Source organism: bacterium (assembly GCA_040754625.1).
Taxonomy (GTDB): Bacteria; JACRDZ01; JAQUKH01; order JAQUKH01; family JAQUKH01; genus JAQUKH01.
This window is the reverse complement of sequence record JBFMCF010000133.1, coordinates 13,016-30,113: the sequence shown is the minus strand read 5'-3', so window position 1 is coordinate 30,113 and position 17,098 is coordinate 13,016. Positions and strand designations below refer to the sequence as shown.

Genomic DNA, 17,098 nt, shown 5'->3' with positions numbered 1-17,098 from the left:
TTATCGTGTTAAATACACTTGCCAATTCTCTCAAATCCCTCTTAATCTCCCTTTTCTAAAGGGAGAAATCTAAAATTTACCCCGTTTCAAAACTTTCATTCCTTTCATACCTATTTTGACATTATCTCAACATACCAGACTTCATCAAACCTGGTTTTTTCGGTTTTATCTATCTGGATGATCTTTCCGTTATGGACTGTTATCTGGACACACCCGTATTTAAGTCTATCTAATTTTTCAATGATATCTTTTAATATCGCGTCATTTACAATATTTTGCTTGCGTTTTAAATTCATTTATTCTCTACTTTCTCTATCAACATAGTATAGTATATCATAGCAAAAATATTTGTCAAGTGTTTTTTAAAAATAAATTTAAGATAGATTTTATTATTTCGTAGCAGGGAAATTATGGTATAATATCCATGTTATGGCGCAAAAAAAACTTAAACTTCATTGGGAAATTTTAGATAAAAAGAGAATTGATTTATTGCCAAAACTAAAATTTTTAAAAGACGCCGGATTCTATCTTGCGGGCGGGACGGCGCTGGCATTGCAGATAAAACACCGAACATCAGTAGATTTTGATTTTTATAGTGAAAATGATTTTGACTCGCAAAAAATCCACCAGTTATTTCAATCCCAAAATTCAAAAAAATTACTGGTTGACACTATAACAGAAAATACCTTAATTATTGAAATTGATAATATCTCAATAAGCCTTTTTACTTATAAATATCCATTGCTTAAACCATTTATAATTAGTGACGAATTACAATTGGCCTCTTTGGAAGATATTGCTGCAATGAAATTAATTGCGATTATCCAGCGCGGAGTAAAAAGAGATTTCATTGATCTATATTTTTTATCGCAAATCTTTGGGCTTGGGAAAATTATGAATCTGACAAATAAAAAATATGCCGGTTTTAATAAATATCTTGCCTGTCAGGCATTGGTTTATTTTAAAGATGCCGAAGATGATAAAAAACAAAAAAGAGAAATAGAAATGATTGCCCCTATCGAATGGGAGGATGTAAAAAAATATTTTTTACAAGAAGTTAATAAGCTAAAAGCTCAATGGGCACAGAATGAAAACTAAGCAAAACATCCCTGAATTTATCGCGCCATGTCTTTGGTCATACAATATAAAAAAATTAGGCACCCAGGAAGACAAAGAATTAATTATCACGCAAGTATTAAATTACGGTGATGAAAAAAGGATAAAATGGCTATATTCGGTTTATACTGAAAAGGATATTAAAGAGGTTGTCAGCCATCCCCGCAGAGGCCTTTGGTTTGACAGGGTTCTGAATTTCTGGGAGAAAATGCTTGATATCCGCATTCCTAAAAAAATCCGCCAAAAGGCTATTTTCAATATAAATCCTGCATTCACCCAGAACAAATAAAATATTACACAATAAAATTTCATCCCTGTTTTTGAACAATTATTTCTCAATCATTTCCTGTGAGTCTTTTTATTTCATAGCGGTACACTTTTTCGCGGCATCTTTTAAATATTGATTAACATGGCCTGTTTATTCAGCAGACCTTTACGCAAAAAATTTTATATGTTATACATTAATGTCTCGACTCTTCGATCGGCGATACCTTTTATTCTTTTACAAACATCAGTCAAAGTTATATGATCCAATATTTCCGAAACGGCGTTTTTTACGTCAAACATAACGCTCCTTAATCCGCATGAGGCTTCTTTCTCGCACTGGACATGCGCCGAACTGCTGACACAAGCCAAAGGAGCAAGCGGCCCGTCAATTAAACGAATTATTTCGCCTAATTTAATTATATCCGGCGGCCTGGCCAAAAAATATCCTCCGCTTATCCCTCTCTTACTCTGCAAAAAACCGGCATTTTTAAGATTAAGCAAAATCTGCTCCAAAAATTTTATAGGGATATCTTCTTTTTTCGCGATATCATGTATTTGAATGACGCCTTTTTCATAATTTAACGCGAGGTTTATTAATGCCCTTATAGCGTATTCGCCTTTTTTTGAAATTTTCATCCTAAAACCTATAAACCATACTAATTCTATATACTTAGTAGTATTGTATCGAAATTAAATTTGTTGTCAAGTGTTTTTTAACAAAAAATAAGGCCCAGAAATACCGCAAGTTGTTAACTTTACAATAAATCTGAGCCTTCTATTTTTCAAATTAGAGTTTTACTACTTTTGTAGCCTGATTGCCTTTAGGCCCTTTTTCAATTTCCAACTCTACTTCCTGACCCTCTTCGAGAGTCTTATAGCCATCACCCTGAATTACGCTGTGATGCACGAATACATCACTTCCTGATTCCGGAGTAATAAAACCATAACCTTTTTGGCTTGAAAACCATTTTACTTTTCCTTTTACCACTTGTAATACCTCCTTCCTTAATAAATTTGCGGCAAAAACAGTAATAAATAAAAAAACCGTTTGGTAAATATATTTCTTACCTAACGGTTTAAATTAACCTTACATATTTTACCACAATGGAAACATTATACTACAAAGCTTTTATTTGTCAAGTTAAAAAACAAATTTTTTTTGGGATAAAAAAATAATATGCTATAATATATATGTCTTTTTAGATGTGAATATCGAAAATAGAGGCGGCAAATGAAGGAAAAAGAAAGAAACGACTGGCTGAAATTTCAAAGAAAAATTAACAGGAGAAAAACCAGGCGGGAAAGAAGGCTTTTGAAATATGACAGAAGGCAGAGAATAGAAGCAAGAAAAAAAGATGAGATTGAAAGAAGGATTAATAGTGAAGACCGCAGGCAGACAAAAGAAGATAGAAGAATAGTTAATAAATTTGGTTTTGAATAACATAATGAACGTTAGCCGCACTTGTTTTCAGAATATTATTTAATCCAGCCCTCTTTTTTTACAGAATTAAATCACATTTTACTTTACAAAACATTAAAATAGTATATAATATTTGCTTTTATCATAACAGAAAGGCATAAACAAATGATTTCAGTAAATAAAGTATCTCTGCATTACGGCCAGCGTAAATTATTTTCAGACGTGAATATTATTTTTACTCCCGGCAATTGTTACGGGCTTATCGGGGCAAACGGTTCGGGTAAATCAACTTTTTTAAAGATCCTGTCCGGTGAAATTGATTCCACATCGGGAGATGTCGTTCTGCCCCCCGGCAAACGATTATCTTGCTTAAAACAGGACCAGTTCGCGTTTGATGAATACACGGTTTTAACAACAGTAATCATGGGCCATAAAAGGCTTTATGACATTATGACAGAAAAAGACGCGATATATGCTAAACCGGATTTTTCAGATGCGGACGGCTTCCGCGCTTCAGAACTGGAAGACGAATTTAATGAACAGGGAGGCTGGACAGCGGAATCCGACGCGGCAAAACTTCTAAGTGAACTTGATATCCCCGTGGAACTTCACACGATGCAGATGAAACAGCTTGAGGCGGGGCAAAAGGTGCGTGTCCTTTTGGCGCAGGCGTTATTCGGAAACCCGGATGTATTACTGCTTGACGAACCAACAAACAATCTTGATATTGAAACCGCCATGTGGCTTGAGGAATTTTTGTGCAATTTTGAAAATACCGCTATCGTGGTCTCGCATGACCGCCATTTTTTGAATAAAGTATGCACTCATATCGTGGACATCGATTTCGGGAAGATTAAACTTTACACCGGCAATTTTGATTTCTGGTTTGAATCATCACAATTGGCGTTAAAACAGCGCGGTGAAGCTAATAAAAAGATCGAAGAAAAACGGAAGGAACTTTCAGATTTTATATCCAGGTTCAGCGCGAACGCGTCTAAATCGAGACAGGCAACCAGCCGCAAGAAAGTTCTGGAGAAACTCACTATCGAAGACATCAGCCCTTCTTCAAGAAAATACCCATACATTAATTTTGAACAGGAACGGGAGGCGGGAAATAATATTTTAGATATTGAGAATTTATCCAAATCAATCGACGGGCAGGTTATGTTCAGGGATTTCAGGCTCAAAGTCAACAAGGGAGATAAGATCGCCTTTGTCGGCCCCAATGACCTTGTAAAAACCACTCTGTTCCAGATACTGGCGGGTGAAATCAATCCGGACAGCGGCAGTTTTAAATGGGGGGTTTCCACAAAACACGCGTATTACCCCAAGGACAACACAAAATATTTCAGCATGGATTTAAATATTATCGACTGGCTCCGCCAATTTACAAAAAGCACTGATGAAAGTTTTATACGCGGGTTCCTGGGACGGATGCTTTTCTCCGGCGATGAGGCTTTAAAGCGTGTCAAGGTTCTATCGGGCGGCGAAAAAGTCCGGTGCATGCTCGCCCGCATGATGATTTCTCAGCCCAACGTGATGATCATGGATGAACCGAACAACCATCTTGATTTGGAATCAATCGCGTCTTTAAATAAAGGACTTGAAAGGTTCAAAGGCACCCTTCTTTTTTCATCGCACGACCATCAATTGGTGCAGACCGTCGCAAACCGCGTAATCGAGCTCACGCCGAAAGGTTTTATCGACCGGGCGGACACAACATTCGACGAATATCTGCTGAATAAAGACATCAAGGAACGGCTGAAAGAATTATATTAAATTTTTTCTACTTTCTCCGTAATTTTATTTTCTTCTTTGACTGTACCGTTTTCAAGGTATATGAAACGGAACTCGGCTTTTGAGAGCTTGTCAAAAAGCTCATTGTCCTGGAAAACCTTCGGGGATGTGTCCACAAGCTTGGAAAAACCTTCCCATATCCCGAACCAGCCCAGGGGCATCAGGGCGATACCAAGTATTTCATTCGCAAGTTTCGTGAGCAAAATATTATAATGTGTTACCAAAGTCAAAATTGTCAAGGAAGAAATACCTAAAAAAACAAAGATACCTCCCCTCATCCTTATGCGCCCGATATCTTTCAGCCCCTGCAGGTATTGATGTTTAAAAAATCTTTTTATCCTGTGCACGACCATTTTTTCCGCGTTGCTGTCTTTTAAAGAGACCGGTTCATAGATTGAGATAATGATATTTCCGGTCTGCGTTTCCCTGTACCGTTTTTTGAGTTCAGAGATAAAATCCTCGGACAGCTCCCGTTCATTTAAAGGCCTCGGGTCAAAATCGGAAAAAACATCGTCCCATGTGTCGATCGCTATTGAAACCTCATTAATGTCCCGCAGCCTCTGTTCAGTGTCTGCCATACGCTGGTTCTCCTTGTTTATTTTATAATTACGGCTGCAACAAATTAATTGATGGGCCGTTTATCGTGAATCGTTATCCGTTGTCCGTTTTTCGTGGTTCGTTATTTGTGTTCCTTACTACGGATCACGAGCCACGAATCACGGATCACGTTATTTTTGGTTTTTCCACGTCCAATCCCGTATTTCAGGCATATCCTGACCGTATTCCGTAATATATTCTTTGTGCTCAACCAGTTTATTGCGCATAAGCTGTTTGATGTGCGCGGCTGAATATTCAAGTTTCTGGACACGGTCAAAAACATCCATTACAAGATGAAAACGGTCCATTTCATTAAGCACCAGCATATCGAAAGGAGTGGTCGTAGTCCCTTCTTCCTTATAACCCCGGACATGGAGGTTTTTATGGTTGGCACGTCTGTATGTTAACCGGTGAATCAGCCAGGGATAGCCATGATACGCGAATATTACCGGTTTGTCCAAAGTAAATAAAATGTCAAACTCTTTATGTGAAAGACCGTGCGGGTGCTCGTCTTTATCCTGGAGTGTCATCAGATCAACCACGTTAATCACCCGGACCCTCAAATCCGGCGCGAGATTTCTTAAGATATCCACCGCGGCCAGAGTTTCGATGGCCGGGACATCACCGGCGCAGGCCATTACCACATCGGGTTCAGCGCCGTAATCACTGCTTGCCCAGTCCCATATCCCTATCCCGTAAGAGCAGTGTTTCACCGCGGCGTCCATATTAAGCCACTGGGGCTGGGGATGTTTTCCCGCCACAATAACATTTACATAATTCCGGCTTTGTAAACAATGACTTGTCACGGAAAGAAGGCAATTGGCATCCGGAGGAAAATAAATTCTTATAATATCAGCTTTTTTGTTCACCACATGGTCTATAAAACCCGGGTCCTGGTGGCTGAACCCATTATGGTCCTGCCTCCAGACATGAGACGTCAATAAATAATTCAAGGAGGCTATGGGCCTTCGCCACGGTATTTCTTTTCTTGTCACTTTAAGCCACTTCGCGTATTGGTTAAACATTGAATCAACGATATGGATAAAGGCCTCATAACATGAAAAAAATCCGTGCCTGCCTGTAAGCAGGTATCCCTCCAGCCATCCCTGGCAGGTATGTTCGCTTAATATCTCCATTACCCTGCCATTCGTTGAAAGATGATCATCTTCAGAAACAGTATTCCCCATCCATGTCCTGTCAGTTACTTCAAAAAGCGCGCCTAACCGGTTCGATTCTGTTTCATCAGGCCCTATTACCCTGAAATTGCGATTTTCCAGATTAAGTTTCATAATATCCCTCAAAAACAATCCCATTATGTGTGTGGCTGAAATAATAGTTTTCCCGGGTCCCGGAACCGGAACAGCGTATTCCCTGAAATCCGGCATTTTTAAATCCTTTAAAAGCAACCCGCCGTTAGTATGCGGGTTCGCACCCATACGGCGGTTCCCTCCCGGGGATAATTCCGCTAATTCATCGATTAATTTCCCATTTTTGTCAAAAAGCCTCTCAGGCTCATAACTTTTCATCCAGTTTTCCAATATCTTTATATGCTCCGGTTTTGAATCCATTTCAGACATCGGCACCTGGTGAGAACGCCATGAACCCTCGGTCTTTAATCCGTCAACTTCTTTGGGCCCTGTCCATCCTTTCGGTGTTCGCAGTATAATCATTGGCCATAACGGCCGTTTACACAAACCTTTTTTCCCCGCTTCATCACGGATGGATTTTATTTCATCAAAAATTTTCTCGAGAGTTTCCGCCATTAATTGATGCATGGCCTCAGGTTTATCACCTTCAACAAAATAAGGATGATAACCATAACCCCTGAAAAGACATTCAAGCTCTTCACCGCTTATCCTGGAAAGTATTGTCGGATTTGCGATTTTATACCCGTTAAGATGAAGGATAGGCAAAACCGCCCCGTCGGAAACAGGATTTAAAAATTTATTTGAATGCCATGCCGCGGCCAGGGGTCCTGTTTCAGCTTCGCCGTCACCTACCACACAGACCGCTGTTAAATCCGGGTTATCAAAAACAGCGCCAAACGCGTGAGAAATTGAATATCCCAGTTCCCCGCCTTCATGGATTGAACCCGGGGTTTCCGGCCCCGTATGGCTTGGGACCCCGCCCGGGAAAGAAAACTGTTTAAAGAGCTTTTTCATGCCTTCTTCATCCTGTGAAATATCCGGGTAAATCCCGCTGTATGTCCCCTCGAGATAAGTATTTGCCACAAGCCCCGGCCCGCCGTGGCCCGGGCCGGTAATATAAATAATATTTAAATCGCGTTTTTTTATTATCCTGTTCAAATGCGCGTAAATGAAATTAAGCCCCGGAGTCGTTCCCCAGTGCCCAAGAAGCCGCGGCTTAATATGTTCAATTGTTAAAGGTTTTTTAAGTAATGGATTATCCAATAAATAGATCTGCCCGACCGAAAGATAATTGGCCGCCTGCCAGTACATATTGATTTTTCTTAGTTCGTCTTTTGATAATGTTCCCATAGGATTGGCCTCCATAATATTTGTAGGGGCGATTCATGAATCGCCCAATATTGTTATATTAGTATTTTTTGACATTTAAAGCAAGAGATTTTACCTCTTAAATCTGCTGGACAAATACGTTTACATTTATTATAATATGTATACATATTTGTCCAGAGAGGTTTTATGAATAATAAATATGATAGATTTTATAAAATATTTAATAAACAAAATGGGTTTTCCAAAACAAAAGATATTCTGGACGCGGGAATTCACCGCCGTGATATAAAAAGGATGAAGGATGAAGGGCGGATAATGCGGGTAAAAAGCGGGCTCTACCGGCTATCTGAAATTCCTCTTATTTCTAACCAGAGTTTTATCGATCTTGCCCGTGCTGTTCCGGACGGAGTTATATGTCTTCTTTCTGCTCTATCTTATTATGAACTGACTACTTTCAATCCTTCAATTATATCAATGGCCGTTTGCCGTGGTTTTAGAAGGCCGAAAATCGAGTATCCGCCTGTAGAATTTTATTTTTTCTCAAAAAAACAGTTTGAAGCAGGTATTAATGAAATAAAGATCAATGATAACAAAATTCGTATTTATTGCCCGGAAAAAATTATATGTGATTGTTTTCGATACCGAAATAAACTGGGGCTTGATATGGCTAAAGAAGGGCTGTCAGAATATCTCAAGCGCAAGAATCGCAATCTCGAAAAACTGCTCAAATATGCCGAAATATGCCGTGTTAAACCGCTGATGCAGACCTGGCTTAATGCTATGATATAGAAAAAAACGTGAAAAAAGAAATTAAAAATAAATCTGCCTCCATACGGGCAAAACTAATGAATATTGCAAGAATTGAAAAGGTAGATTTTGATGCTATTCTATTGCGATATTTTCAGGAAAGGTTTCTCTATCGCCTTGCAATTTCCGAATTTTCCAGCCGTTTTGTCTTAAAAGGCGGATTGCTTTTACTCTGTTTAGATATGCCGAGATGCCGTCCAACTAAAGATATTGATTTTCTGGCAAAAGAAATAAAAAATGACCCTGTTGAACTTGAACATATATGGAGAAACATTGTTTCGATACCTTGCGATGACGGTGTTGAATTTATTTCTTCTTCAATTACTTCAGAACTAATAAAAGAAGATGCTGATTATGAGGGGATACGGCTTAAAGTAGATGCAATACTCGGCCAGGCAAGAAAAAGATTACAAATGGATATTGGTTTTGGAGATATAATTATTCCACATGCTATGGAAATGGAGTTTCCTGTATTGCTATTGGATGATAATCCGCCGAAGATGAAGACTTATTCGATTGAAAGCGTTATCTCTGAGAAATTCGAGGCCATGATCAAGCTGGCAATGGTTAACATCCGGATGAAAGATTTCTATGATGTCTATACTCTTTCTGTTTCCCATAATTTTCAAAGCAATAAACTTAAAAAGGCAATTGAATCTACTTTCCATAAAAGAAAAACTCCTCTACCTGAAAATATTCTAATTTTCAAAGAAGAATTTCACAGAGACAAAGAAAAGCAGAAACAATGGATTGCTTTCCTCCGTAAATTACGGCTTGAAGGTGTAAACAAAAATTTTAATGAAATAATGGAGAAAATCACTGTGTTTTTGGAACCGATAGTAATTTCAGTTAAAAAGGAAAGTGAAATAAATAAAATTTGGACGGCTGGATCAGGTGTCTGGAAGTAATAAATCTTCAGAAAAACAGTTTACGTAAAATGGAATATAAAGTAAAATTAGAACCTTAAGCACAAAAGATGATAAGCGAAAACGTCTAAATATTCCTTCGTTTACGCCTCTTTCAAATTCAGCAAGAACTTCTTTTGAAGTAGCTCCTTTTCCTTTGCAATAATTTTCAAGAAGTTGCATTTCTTCAGCTAACGCAAAATTGGATAAAACTGTATTATCAATAAGAATCATTTCCTGCTTTCCCGTATTCCCTTCGCCGCTATTCCTTCAGCAATAAGGTCTTCTTTTGACTCAGCACCAATTTTTACGGGAATTCCTTTTGATAAAAATAGCCCTCTTAATTTTACAGGATGAATATCCAATAATTCAGCAGTCTTGCCAAAATTTATATCACCATCGATATACGCGCCTATAACAATCTTTTCACGCAAAGCCAAATCCACTTTAAACAATTCATCAAGCGCCTTGTTGACTATCTTTGGTTCAACTTCATAAAGCCTTTCCATTTGTTTAAGCTGCCACATAAACTCCTCCTCCTTTCTGTAAAATACTTTTTATATCTACACTGTTTATTATATCATAAAAAAATAAACTTTACTTATTTGTCAGCACATTCTTCGTATGCCTCGCTATCATCAGAGCTTCATTGGTTTTCATAACACGAACCGTAACATGACTCTTTCTTTTAGATATAACAGCCTCATTGTTATTATTTTTTCCAGGGTCAATGTTAATCCCCAGATATTCCATATTTTCACATATTCTTTCGCGTATTGAAGGCGCGTTCTCGCCTATTCCCGCCGTAAAAACCAGCGTATCCAGCCCTCCAAGAGTTGAAGCCAGCGCGCCGATGAATTTTTTCGCGGTGTAACAATAAAGATCTATAGCCTCTCCGGCAAAAGGATTATTTTTTCCGGTTTTCAAAAGAGTTTCCATGTCTGAACTTATTTCCGACACGCCCAGAAGCCCGGATTTTTTAGTTAAAATATTTTTAACCTCGGAAACCGGCATTTTTTTCTGTTCAAGGAGATAAAATATAAAACCGGGGTCGATATCGCCGCACCGGGTCCCCATCATAAGCCCCCCCGTAGGCGTAAAACCCATGGTTGTTTCAACGCATTTGCCGTTTTTAACCGCGGACATGCTCGAGCCGTTTCCAAGATGAGCTATAATTATACGGCCATTCGCGGTTTCTGTTCCGGCAGTATTTCCCAATTCACTTATAATGTATTCATAAGATAATCCGTGAAAGCCATACCGGATAACACCCTCTTTTGAGAGGTACCTCGGCAAAGGCGTTAGTTTCGCAATACCAGGTTTATTATAATGAAAGGCGGTATCAAAACACGCTATTTGCGGGACACCGGGGAATGTTTTCTTAATTTCGTTGACAACTTCTATTTCCACAGGCAAATGCTCAGTCGCGAAATAGGCCAAATTGTTCAAATAATCAATAATTTCAGGCGTGATGATACAGGGTTTATTAAGTTTCGCTCCTCCATGCACGATCCTGTGCCCGACAGCGGCCGGATTTTTGCCTGAAAAATATTTTTTCATCCAATCCAGGAAGAACCTAATGGTTTGGATGGAATTTTTATTTTTCAGGATTTGATTTAATATGTTTTTGCCTTTGCTGTCTTTTATACGAAAGGGCGCCGAAGCTGAACCTAACCTGTCAATATTTCCATATAATAAGGGAACGGCAGGCCGTGCCCCCGCGTCATACATATCAAACAGGGTAAACTTGAGAGTTGAAGATCCTCTGTTAATAATTAATATCCGCATAATCCATGTTTTTCCGGTAAAACAAGGGGTCATGACCCCTTGTTATTTTCCAGCGTTTTCTATTTTGTTTAATTCTTCCCCGGCTATCTGACTTACCATTTTCCCGTCTGCCTGGTTTTTCAGCTTCGCGGAAAGCGCTTTCATGACCTTTCCGAAATCTTTTTTACCGGCCGCATTTGTTTCTTTAATTGTTTCTATGACCATCTTTCTTATTTCCTCATTACTTAATTGTTTAGGCAGGTAACCTTCCAGCACAGCCAGCTCCTTTTTTTCTTTATCTGCCAGTTCCGCCCGTCCCCCTTTTTCAAAACTTTCAATGGATTCCTTGCGTTGTTTTACCTGTTTTGATATTACCGCAAGGACGTCTTCATCAGTGAGCGTTTCTTTCTTTTTCTCAATTTTAAGGTAATTCAGGGCGGATTTCACCATACGCAGGGTTTCCGTCCTGATAACGTTCTTTGCCTTCATTGACTCAACCAAATCGCTATTGATTTTTTCAATTAACATTTTTTCTACTTTTTATATTTTTTTATCCCTTTTTCCTCTTTGTCTCAGCCCACCGGCCTCCCTTATCCGGCCCTATACGTTTAAGCATACCCTTTTTTTTCAACAAAACAATGTTTTTATCCACCGCGGTCGTGCTTATGCCTATTTTTTGTGAAAGTTCTTTTATCGTAATATATGGCTCCATCCTTACAAATTCGAGTATTTTCCTCTGGCTTTCGGCCAATTTTACAACCAACCTTTCTACCAACCTATTATCGCTGTTTAACTTATTGCCGGCAAAATGTTTTTTTAAAATACTAGAAAAAGAAATATTATTTTTCCCATTTAAATCAAAACTCATATTTTTGCCTTAACTACACTGAACAATCTTTTAATAAGCATTGTCCCGTAACTTCCCCGCGGGAGGGTAAATTTTAAAACCAGCTTTTGTTTTCCCTTGTATATTTCATCGTCTAAAACCGTAAATGAAAACTTTCCTGGAATGATTATCGCCTTTCTTTTAAATGACTTGAAAAACGCCTGACTAATCTTCATCTTACCGAAAACAGAAGGTTTCAGCCCGTTATCCTCTAAAATACCGTTATAAACAGACAGGGACAATTCATCGGGCATCTTTACCCTGCTGTCAGGCGCGGGGAGGTATAATTCTTCCAGGTATTTAAAATCTTTTTCTTCCAAACTGCCGTAAAAAATATAATCGGAAACCGCCCCTTTATAGATTGAAAATTGCCCGGTTTTCTGCGATATTATTTCCCCGGCAAGTTCATTCCAGAGATGAGACTGGTACGCGGAAATAAACATCGACATTTCTTCACCCGGTATAAGCTTTATTAACGGCAAAAAACCTTTCGCTGTTTTTAATAATGATTCAAACGCGGTTTCTTCAAAATCCGTTTTCGCATTATTTAAACATATTTCCCAGTTTTTCCAATTTTCAAAAAGGAATTGCTTTCTTTCCTTTTCATCTTTTTTGTCTCCGGAATAAATACTGGTCAGATATATTTTTAACGCTCCGTTATAATGCTTTTTCAGAATTTTTTCCGCGATAAAACCCTGATCTTTATCAAAACTGCCGAATCTCTGGTCGTCAAAATAATTCGGATACCCGTATTTTGTAACTTTCAGTATCTCCTTTTCCGCGCTCTTTATCTCTTCTCCGTTTAACTTTCTTACCGCAACCTCAAATTTATTTCCCTCTATCATATCCGGCCCCATCGGCCGGGCCGTAAACCCCTCAAATTCCAGTGAATAATTGTCTTCTTTTAACGCAATCTTATCGCAATTTTTTATGGTAATATATTGCGAGGTTAAAGCGTGCCTGTCTTTTCTCCCGCCGTATGAAAAATTTTTATAGGGAATTTTTAAATCCCTTGATATTTTCCTCAAAAGCTCAACCGTGTTCCATCCTTTTTTTGTTAGACGGAAAACCGAATATTGGCCGCTATCTTTAAAGGGCAGCGATGCCAATTCTTCCACGGTAAAATCCTCTGGTTTAACTTTTAATTTCAAGTCAGCCGGCATTTTTTATATTATCCTATTTTTTAATAAATAAAGCAAATCTTATTGTTCGTGTTATTCGTGAACCGTTAAATGAAAAACTTAAATCGAAACAGAAAACATATTGAACTTATCAAAAAATATGGTATTATCTGTGCTATGTCCGATAATAAAATAAGAGTCCGGTTCGCGCCAAGCCCGACAGGGCATCTTCATGTCGGCGGCGTCCGGACTGCCCTTTATAACTGGCTTTTCGCGAGGAGCCAGGGCGGCACATTCATACTCAGGATTGAAGATACCGATGCGGCACGTTCAACCAAAGAGTCTGAAACAACCCTGCTTGAAGACTTAAAATGGCTAAATCTCAACTGGGACGAAGGCCCGGATATCGGAGGGCCGCACGCACCCTACAGGCAGTCTGAACGCCTGGATATTTATAATAAATACGCCCTCAGGCTTATCGAAGAAAACAAGGCCTATTATTGTTACTGCACGGATGAAGAGTTGGCGGACAAGAAAGAACAGGCGCTGAAAGAGGGGAAAATACCGCAGTATGACGGCAGGTGCAGGTTTCTTACTGAAGACGAGAAAAATAGTTTTATTAAAGAAGGGCGCGCTCCCGCGATCAGGTTCATAGTTCACCATGATGATATAATCATAAAGGATCTGATACGCGAGGAAGTGAACCTGAAAGGCGAGATGGTCGGCGATTTCATAATCATCCGCTCACAGGGCCTTCCCACATATAATTACGCGGTCGTTATAGACGATCATTTGATGGAAATAACACATGTCCTTAGGGGGGAAGAGCATCTGTCCAACACCCGGAGGCAACTAATGATTTATAGCGCGTTAAACTTTCCCGCGCCTTTATTCGGGCATCTTTCCCTGATACTCGGGAAAGACCGCCAGAAACTCAGTAAACGCGACAGCCATACCTCGGTTTCCGAATATATGGCTGAAGGTTACCCGCCTGAAGCACTGATTAATTACCTTGCGTTACTCGGATGGGCGCCAAAAGAAAAAGACGGGAAAATAGAAGAAATCCTTTCAATGGAGGAACTTGTAAAACAGTTCAGCATCGACCGTGTTTCAGGGAGCCCCGCGGTTTTCGACCTCCAGAAATTGAACTGGATTTCAAATTCGCATATGGTGCGAACGGACGTCAATAAGCTCGCTGAAAATGCCATACCTTTTCTTGTCCATGCCGGATTGATCAGGGACAAATCGGAAATCCAACGGGATTGGCTCTGTAAAGTAATCGATGTCCTGAAAAATTATGTTTCTCATTTTTCTGAAATACCATCACACGCCCTGATATTTTTTGACAAACCTATAATTTATAAAACAGAGGCAAATGAACTGCTTGAAACCGAAAATTCAAAAAAAGTATTGCCGTGGTGGCATGGAAAATTAAAGAAACTTGAAAAAATAACAGTTGAAGATGTTCAAAAAACGGCGAAGGAAATCCAGAAAGAAACAGGTGTAAAAGGCAAAGACCTCTACATGCCTCTCCGCTGCGCATTGACCGGTGATTTGCACGGGCCTGAACTTGTCCAGATAATCCCGCTTTTATCAAAAGACACCTGCCTTAAACGGATAGAAAAATTTATAAATTAATTTGATATTTTTATTGACAAAACCGGTTTTTTATAGGATAATTATATACTGGGTAGTTAGAAAATTTTGTTTTTAAAAATTGAAGAAAAGGAGATAGTATATGCCAATGATGGCGCTTGTCGGATTGGTATTTATTATTCTGGCCGTAGTTTATACAATTTTTTCATAATTTTTTCTACATTATCCCCTGCGGGTCTATATCGAAATGAATAGATACATTTTTAGGAAGCTCTTCTTTTTCTATCACACCTGCCAGAACTTTTTTCATAAACGGCCTTGATTCACATTTAAGAATAATCTGCCACCTGAATTGAGATTTTATTTTTGCAATCGATGCCTCCGCCGGGCCTAAAATTATAAGCCTGTTTTTCGCCCTGGATTTTTCCCGTAAAAGTGACCGCACCAGTTTTTGCGAGGCATCCCTGACATTTTCCTCTTTAGGGCCTTTAATAAAAATATTGATGATAGAGCAAAACGGCGGATAATTAAGGTTTTTGCGAAAAGAAGCCTCCTCGGCAAAAAAACGGCTGAAATCATGTTCCCTGCTCGATAGGATGGCGTAATGTTCGGGAAGATACGTCTGGACAATCACCTCACCCGGCAGTTCACCCCGTCCCGCCCTGCCCGCGACCTGCGTTAAAAGCTGGAAAGTCCGCTCGCTGGCACGGAAATCCGGCAGGTTTAAATTAGTATCAGCGGATATAACTCCGACAAGCGTAACGTTTACAAAATCAAAACCTTTTGTAACCATCTGCGTCCCTACAAGAATATCAATTTCACGTTTTTGAAACGCCCTGTATATATCTTCAAAGGATTCCCTGCTTCTTGTGGATTCCAAATCCATCCGTTTAATTTTTGCGCCGGGAAAACAGGTTTTTAATTCAGCCTCCACCTGTTCTGTCCCGAAGCCAAAATTTTGAAGATGACTGCCTTCGCATTTTGGGCAGGATTCCGGTATTCTTTTCTGGTAGCCGCAGTAATGGCACTTGCCTATGTTTTTATTCTTGTAAAAAGTAAGCGAAACGTCGCAATTCCGGCAGGTCAAAACTTCGCCGCATTCGCGGCATAGCACAAAATTCGAAAATCCCCTCCTGTTTATAAATAAAATCACCTGTTCTTTTTTCTCTAAACGGGATGAAATCGCTCCTTTCAGAACATCCGAAAAAATCTCCGATTTCCCTTTTTTGACAAATTCCTCCCGTAAATCAACAATCTCCACTTTTGGAAGCGCCCTCTTTTCTATTCTTTCAGTGAGCGGTAAAAGTTTATAATCGCCTTTTTCCGCCTTATGATACGATTCCATGGACGGCGTTGCCGAACCTAAAACACAAACCGCGTTTTCAAGTTTAGCCCGCATAAGCGCGACATCGCGGGCGTTATATTTCGGGGTTTCCGTCTGTTTGTAAGACGGGTCATGTTCTTCGTCGACTATTATTATCCCCAAATTTTTAAGCGGCGCAAATATTGCCGAGCGGACGCCGATTACAATATTGACCTCTCCCTTTAATATCCTTTCAAATTCAATATAACGCTCTGTCGCTTTCAGTCTGCTGTGAATGACCGCAACCTCATTATCGAACCTCTGTTTAAAACGTTCAACAATCTGCGGGGTGATTCCAATCTCAGGCACAAGAATCAAAGCCTGCTTATTTCTCTCCAGCGCGTGCCGCGCCGCGCGTATATAAACCTCTGTTTTTCCGCTGCCGGTAACACCGAACAAAAGAAAAATCCCGAACTTTCCGGCGTCCAGATCATTTTTAATAAGATTAAAGGCTTTATTTTGTTCATCCGTAAGGGTCAAATCCTTTTCTTCTTTATTTTTTTCTATTAGAAGTTTTTGTTTTCGTTTCGGTTTTTTCAGCGCGGATGGAAACGCGGACTTTAAAACATCCCCCAATGAACAAAGGTAATATTCAGACATCCATTTGGAAAGCTTTAAAATCGAGGGAATAATCACCGGCTCTTCATCAAGTATTTTTTCAATTTCTTTTAATTTTGGGACATCCGTCTCGGCCACAAGCTCAATAACATAACCTGTTAATTTTTTGCCGCTGAAAGGAACCGACACCCTTTGCCCGATTGCTATTTTATCCTGGAAATCATCAGGGACATGATATGTAAAGAGTTTATTGACCGGGACAGGCAAAGCGACTTTGGCGTATTTCATTTTAGGCATTATCTCGACTTATCTTAAGTAAAATTATCAATTTGACATATTTGCCACAAAATATGGAGTTCACATTTGCTGGTATTATATAGTTTTTGCGAAATATTAGTCAAGTTAATTTATTTATTCACAG

19 protein-coding genes are annotated in these 17,098 nt (G+C 39.3%); 7 read left to right on the top strand and 12 right to left on the bottom strand.

All coding sequences use genetic code 11. The features are described 5' to 3' along the window. Nucleotides 1-110: 110 nt before the first annotated feature. Nucleotides 111-296: a YezD family protein gene (locus AB1498_12955; protein MEW6089202.1), complete on the bottom strand. Its 186-nt coding sequence runs from the start codon at nucleotides 294-296 to the stop codon at nucleotides 111-113. A 133-nt stretch (nucleotides 297-429) separates the two neighbouring features. Here AB1498_12955 and AB1498_12950 point away from each other — a divergent pair, with 133 nt between their 5' ends. Together AB1498_12950 and AB1498_12945 are read left to right on the top strand one after the other, a co-directional pair. Further along, nucleotides 430-1,098, top strand: a complete 669-nt coding sequence (locus AB1498_12950) for a nucleotidyl transferase AbiEii/AbiGii toxin family protein (GenBank protein ID MEW6089201.1) — start codon at nucleotides 430-432, stop codon at nucleotides 1,096-1,098. Further along, complete coding sequence (locus AB1498_12945) at nucleotides 1,088-1,405, top strand: hypothetical protein (GenBank protein MEW6089200.1); 318 nt, start codon at nucleotides 1,088-1,090, stop codon at nucleotides 1,403-1,405. The genes AB1498_12950 and AB1498_12945 overlap by 11 nt, the downstream gene beginning before the upstream one ends. Nucleotides 1,406-1,563: 158 nt before the next feature. On the opposite strand, the gene AB1498_12940 is transcribed toward AB1498_12945, so the two are convergent. Then, on the bottom strand, nucleotides 1,564-2,019 hold the full coding sequence (locus AB1498_12940) for an Rrf2 family transcriptional regulator (protein MEW6089199.1): 456 nt from the start codon (nucleotides 2,017-2,019) through the stop codon (nucleotides 1,564-1,566). Nucleotides 2,020-2,170: 151 nt separating this feature from the next. Next, nucleotides 2,171-2,371 (bottom strand): cold shock domain-containing protein, encoded by a 201-nt coding sequence (locus AB1498_12935; GenBank protein MEW6089198.1) that lies wholly within the window; start codon nucleotides 2,369-2,371, stop codon nucleotides 2,171-2,173. 243 nt (nucleotides 2,372-2,614) lie between these two features. Between AB1498_12935 and AB1498_12930 the strand changes: the two genes are divergently transcribed. Then, nucleotides 2,615-2,824, top strand: a complete 210-nt coding sequence (locus AB1498_12930) for a hypothetical protein (protein MEW6089197.1) — start codon at nucleotides 2,615-2,617, stop codon at nucleotides 2,822-2,824. A 144-nt stretch (nucleotides 2,825-2,968) separates the two neighbouring features. After that, a complete protein-coding gene (locus AB1498_12925) occupies nucleotides 2,969-4,582 on the top strand; it encodes an ATP-binding cassette domain-containing protein (GenBank protein ID MEW6089196.1) in 1,614 nt (537 codons plus the stop codon). Here the strand turns inward: AB1498_12925 and AB1498_12920 are convergent. Beyond that, nucleotides 4,579-5,178, bottom strand: a complete 600-nt coding sequence (locus AB1498_12920) for a hypothetical protein (GenBank protein ID MEW6089195.1) — start codon at nucleotides 5,176-5,178, stop codon at nucleotides 4,579-4,581. The two genes, AB1498_12925 and AB1498_12920, sit on opposite strands and share 4 nt — an antisense overlap. Nucleotides 5,179-5,328: 150 nt before the next feature. Then, complete coding sequence (locus tag AB1498_12915) at nucleotides 5,329-7,695, bottom strand: phosphoketolase family protein (protein MEW6089194.1); 2,367 nt, start codon at nucleotides 7,693-7,695, stop codon at nucleotides 5,329-5,331. A gap of 165 nt (nucleotides 7,696-7,860) precedes the next feature. Between AB1498_12915 and AB1498_12910 the strand changes: the two genes are divergently transcribed. Beyond that, on the top strand, nucleotides 7,861-8,463 hold the full coding sequence (locus tag AB1498_12910; protein MEW6089193.1) for a type IV toxin-antitoxin system AbiEi family antitoxin domain-containing protein: 603 nt from the start codon (nucleotides 7,861-7,863) through the stop codon (nucleotides 8,461-8,463). Nucleotides 8,464-8,471: 8 nt separating this feature from the next. Continuing rightward, nucleotides 8,472-9,389 (top strand): nucleotidyl transferase AbiEii/AbiGii toxin family protein, encoded by a 918-nt coding sequence (locus AB1498_12905; protein MEW6089192.1) that lies wholly within the window; start codon nucleotides 8,472-8,474, stop codon nucleotides 9,387-9,389. Here AB1498_12905 and AB1498_12900 read toward each other — a convergent pair. The 6 genes from AB1498_12900 to truD form a co-directional block, all read right to left on the bottom strand. After that, nucleotides 9,372-9,620, bottom strand: a complete 249-nt coding sequence (locus AB1498_12900) for a hypothetical protein (GenBank protein MEW6089191.1) — start codon at nucleotides 9,618-9,620, stop codon at nucleotides 9,372-9,374. The two genes, AB1498_12905 and AB1498_12900, sit on opposite strands and share 18 nt — an antisense overlap. Then, nucleotides 9,617-9,913 carry a UPF0175 family protein gene (locus AB1498_12895; GenBank protein MEW6089190.1) on the bottom strand — a complete coding sequence of 99 codons (297 nt, stop codon included), beginning with the start codon at nucleotides 9,911-9,913 and terminating at the stop codon, nucleotides 9,617-9,619. Before AB1498_12895 ends, AB1498_12900 begins: the two co-directional genes overlap by 4 nt. 70 nt (nucleotides 9,914-9,983) lie before the next feature. After that, nucleotides 9,984-11,174, bottom strand: a complete 1,191-nt coding sequence (locus AB1498_12890) for an acetate/propionate family kinase (GenBank protein ID MEW6089189.1) — start codon at nucleotides 11,172-11,174, stop codon at nucleotides 9,984-9,986. Nucleotides 11,175-11,216: 42 nt separating this feature from the next. Beyond that, nucleotides 11,217-11,681, bottom strand: a complete 465-nt coding sequence (locus AB1498_12885; protein MEW6089188.1) for a GatB/YqeY domain-containing protein — start codon at nucleotides 11,679-11,681, stop codon at nucleotides 11,217-11,219. Between the two features lie 22 nt (nucleotides 11,682-11,703). Next, on the bottom strand, nucleotides 11,704-12,021 hold the full coding sequence (locus tag AB1498_12880; protein MEW6089187.1) for an HTH domain-containing protein: 318 nt from the start codon (nucleotides 12,019-12,021) through the stop codon (nucleotides 11,704-11,706). Further along, complete coding sequence (gene truD, locus AB1498_12875) at nucleotides 12,018-13,202, bottom strand: tRNA pseudouridine(13) synthase TruD (protein MEW6089186.1); 1,185 nt, start codon at nucleotides 13,200-13,202, stop codon at nucleotides 12,018-12,020. The genes AB1498_12880 and truD overlap by 4 nt, the downstream gene beginning before the upstream one ends. Before the next feature lie 135 nt (nucleotides 13,203-13,337). Here truD and gltX point away from each other — a divergent pair, with 135 nt between their 5' ends. Then, nucleotides 13,338-14,798 (top strand): glutamate--tRNA ligase, encoded by a 1,461-nt coding sequence (gene gltX, locus AB1498_12870; protein ID MEW6089185.1) that lies wholly within the window; start codon nucleotides 13,338-13,340, stop codon nucleotides 14,796-14,798. Nucleotides 14,799-14,973: 175 nt separating this feature from the next. Here the strand turns inward: gltX and priA are convergent, their stop codons facing one another. Continuing rightward, a complete protein-coding gene (gene priA / locus AB1498_12865) occupies nucleotides 14,974-16,974 on the bottom strand; it encodes a primosomal protein N' (protein ID MEW6089184.1) in 2,001 nt (666 codons plus the stop codon). Between the last annotated feature and the right edge of the window lie 124 nt (nucleotides 16,975-17,098).